General features: G+C 33.9%; 2 protein-coding genes and 2 pseudogenes. All 4 read left to right on the top strand.

Going from position 1 to position 3,900, the window contains the following annotated elements; translation table 11 throughout:
- A pseudogene (locus H280_RS0122665) lies at nt 1-285 on the top strand (chemotaxis protein); the annotation flags it as partial.
- A gap of 545 nt (nt 286-830) precedes the next feature.
- Nucleotides 831-1,874, top strand: a pseudogene (locus H280_RS27070) (cache domain-containing protein); the annotation flags it as partial.
- The gene (locus H280_RS27065) at nt 1,866-2,813 is read left to right on the top strand and encodes a methyl-accepting chemotaxis protein (RefSeq protein ID WP_442852843.1); all 948 of its coding nucleotides are present in this window, start codon (nt 1,866-1,868) and stop codon (nt 2,811-2,813) included. The pseudogene H280_RS27070 and the gene H280_RS27065, both read left to right, overlap by 9 nt.
- A gap of 80 nt (nt 2,814-2,893) precedes the next feature.
- The coding region (locus tag H280_RS0122655) for a HAMP domain-containing protein (protein WP_020063375.1) at nt 2,894-3,900 on the top strand (1,007 nt) is incomplete at its 3' end.

The following is a 3,900-nucleotide window of genomic DNA, read 5'->3' as shown; positions in this document are numbered from 1 at the left end:
ACAAAACAAAGCTTTACTGAAATTCTGCAATCTACAAGTGAAATTGCAAAACAAATTGAAAGTCTAGTTCAGACAGCAAAACAAATGTCCAAAGGGGCAGATGAAGTGTCAGTTTCAGTTGGTGAAATCGCAATAACAGCGAGTAACAATGCATCTAGCACACAAAGTGTAGCGGCATCAGCAGAAGAACAATTGGCATCTATAGAAGAAATCAGTTCAGCATCTGGAACATTATCACAAATGGCTGAAGAGTTACAAATATTAATTGAAAGATTTAAAGTATAATAAAAAAGTGCGTGGATTAAATGATTCACGCACTTTTAGTTTGTGGACGGAAAATCCATCGGTCATAAGGATTTAACATATTGTTGTCAAAGAGATAGATAATAAAAAGGAAGACGGAAAACTTCTATTGTTATAAGATTGTATGCCGAGCTGTATGATCCAATTATAGTTAAAACTTGAAACTGAAATGAAAATAATATTTGGAAGTATGCGAATAGTGTAAGTGAAAGCATCTGTTACTAATGGATGTTTTTTTGTTATTCGTAGTAAATAAGAGTTTCCATTTTCAAGATTTTGAGGGTTTCAAAGAAATTAAGTGGAGATAACGACTAATGTTTACCCAATGAATTTTAAATATAGTAATTTGATTTTGTACAGAATTAAATCCGTATTTACATAATATTTTATAATATAAATATTTATATATAGACAAATTAAGATTAATTGTATAAAATCTACAAATAATGAGTCAGAAGATGCTGTATATTCAACTGATTCTTATTTTTAAAATTATTATATTGGATGGCACATAAAGGGGGAGCTATATGTCAAAGGTGTTAATACCATTCCACAATATGAATGTAGGAAAAAAACTGCTACTTTCATTTTTGGTTATTTTAATTTCTGCTGTGTCTGTAATAGGTACTATGTCTTATCAAAATGCAAAGGAGAATTTTGATAGTCAAATTACAAGCAGTGCAAGTGAAAATATTAAAGTGTTAGATAGTTTAATTAATCAAATAATTGATGCAAAGTATAATGATGTTACACATTTTTCTAAAGTGATTCAGCGCAATATTCATGAAACTGAAAATGGAGAAAGTATTAGAAAAGTTTTTTCAGATTATGTAAGTTTACATCCTGAGACAGTGCAACTGTATGTAGGGACTGATAATGGAGCATTTATTCAAGAACCGAACGTACAAATGCCAGCAGGTTATAATCCGAAAGAACGTCCTTGGTACATAGATGCAATGAAACAAAATGGGGGCGTTGCGATATCAAACCCATATAAAGACAAAGCGACTGGGGATATTGTTGTTACTGTTTCTAAAAAATTAGATGATGGCAGCGGCGTTATTGGTATTGATTTAAAGCTTGAAAATCTATTAAAGACAACAAAAATGATTAATATTGGGAAAAAGGGGTATGCGTTTATTTTAGACCAAAGCCAAAATGTTATAGCGCATCCACAAGAGAAGTCAGGTATAAAGGCTCCTGATATTTGGGTAAAACCACTATATAAGGAAAATCATGGAACATTTACATATACACTTGATGGTTCAGAGAAGAAAATGGTCTTTGCGACAAATGCGAAAACAAGTTGGAAAATCGCTGGTACAATGTATGCAAATGAAGTCACTAAAGCGGCAGAACCTATTTTTTACAATACGCTAATCGTCGCAGTAATTTCCCTTCTTTTAGGAGGAGCGATTATTTACTTGATCACCCTTTCAATTACGAAACCTTTAAAACAATTGGTTGTTTCTTCTCATAAAATTAGTGAGGGCGACTTAACAGAAACAATTGAAGTTCGTTCAAATGATGAAATTGGTCAACTTGGAAAAGGTTTCAATGAAATGGCTGGGTCGCTGCGTGAATTAATTTCAAGAATTAATTCGTCAGCAGGGCATGTAGCGGCTTCATCAGAAGAATTAACGGCAAGCGTGAGACAAGCGAGTGAAGCGACTGAGCAAATTACTATGGCAATTGATCAAGTGTCAAGTGGTGCAGTTACACAAACAAAAGGTGTTGAACAGGGCTCAATGTTGCTTCAAGAAGTGACAGAAGGAATTCAACGTGTGGCAGATACTTCATCTGTTATCGCAACTTCATCTGCGTATACACGTCAAAAAGCAGAAAATGGTGATAAGCTCGTTGCACAAACGGTAAGTCAAATGCAGTCCATTCATCAGTCAGTGGCAGAATCTGATCAGATTATTAAGTTATTAGATAATAAATCAAAGCAAATTGGGGATATATTAGAGGTCATTCAAAATATTGCAAATCAAACAAATTTATTAGCATTGAACGCTGCAATTGAAGCAGCAAGGGCAGGAGAACAAGGTAGAGGTTTTGCTATTGTTGCAGATGAAGTACGTAAATTAGCAGAACAATCGAGCTCATCTTCAAATGAGATTGGAAAGTTAATTACAGAAATTCAAGAAGATATGAGTAAAACGGTGAGTTCTATGAATCACGTAAATACGGAAGTGCAGTCAGGTCTTGTGATTGCCAATGAAACAAAACAAAGCTTTACTGAAATTCTGCAATCTACGAGTGAAATTGCAAAACAAATTGAAAGTCTAGTTCAGACAGCGAAACAAATGTCCAAAGGGGCAGGTGAAGTGTCAGTTTCAGTGGGTGAAATCGCAATAACAGCGAGTAACAATGCATCTAGCACACAAAGTGTAGCCGCATCGGCAGAAGAACAATTGGCATCTATAGAAGAAATCAGTTCAGCATCTGGAACATTATCACAAATGGCTGAAGAATTACAAGTATTAATTGAAAGATTTAAAGTATAATGTAAAAGTGTGTGAATCAAATGGTTCACGCGCTTTTCGTTTTTAATATCATCTTAGATCGAACATAAAGGAGGAGCTGTATGTCAAAAGTGTTTAAAATGTTTCAGAATATAAATGTAGGAAAAAAACTGTTATTTTCATTTTTGGTTATTTTCATTTCTGCGGTGTCTGTAATTGGCACTCTATCTTATCAAACTGCAAAGAAGAATTTTGATAGTCAAATTACAAGCAGCGTAAGTGAAAATATTAAAGTGTTAGATAGTTTAATTAATCAAATGATTGATGAAAAGTATCATGACGTTACACATTTTTCTAAAGTCATTCAGCGTAATATGCATGAGACTGATAATGGAGAAAGTATTAGGAAAATGTTTGCAGAGTATGCAAGTTTGCATCCTGAGATTATATATACTTATGTAGGAACTGATAACGGATCATTTATTCAAGAACCGAACGTACAAATGCCAGCAGATTATAATCCGAAAGAGCGTCCTTGGTATATCGATGCAATGAAAAAAAACGGTGGTATTGCGATATCAAGTCCGTATAAAGCTACGGGGAGTGAAAATATTGTTGTAACAATTTCTAAAAAATTGGATGATGGTAGCGGCGTTATTGGTATGGCATTAAAGATTGATAGCTTATTAAAAACAACAAAAATGATTAATATTGGGAAAGAGGGCTATGCATTTATTTTAGATCAAAATCAAAATGTTGTAACGCATCCAAAAGAGAAACCAGGTATAAAAGCACCAGATTCTTGGGCGAAACCTATGTATAAAGAAAATCATGGAACGTTTACATATACACTTGATGGTTCAGAGAAGAAAATGGCCTTTGCGACAAATGTGAAAACAGGTTGGAAAATTGTTGGATCTATATATACAAACGAAGTCACGAAAGCGGCAGAGCCTATCTTTTACAATACGCTAATTGTCGCAGTAATTGCCCTTCTTTTAGGAGGAGTGATTATTTACTTGATCACCCTTTCGATTACGAAACCTTTAAAACAATTGGTTGTTTCTTCTCATAAAATTAGTGAGGGCGACTTAACAGAAACAATTGAAGTTCGTTCAAATGATGAAAT

It is taken from the genome of Bacillus sp. 123MFChir2 (assembly GCF_000383235.1).
Taxonomy (GTDB): domain Bacteria; phylum Bacillota; class Bacilli; order Bacillales; family Bacillaceae_G; genus Bacillus_A.
Note: the sequence above shows the minus strand (reverse complement) of the source record. Positions and strands in the feature narration are given on the sequence as shown.

What these genes read in the sequence shown, in the direction of transcription:
- H280_RS27065 (WP_442852843.1), top strand. Translation starts at nt 1,866, where the DNA reads ATGGCTGGGTCGCTGCGTGAATTAATTTCAAGAATTAATTCGTCAGCA.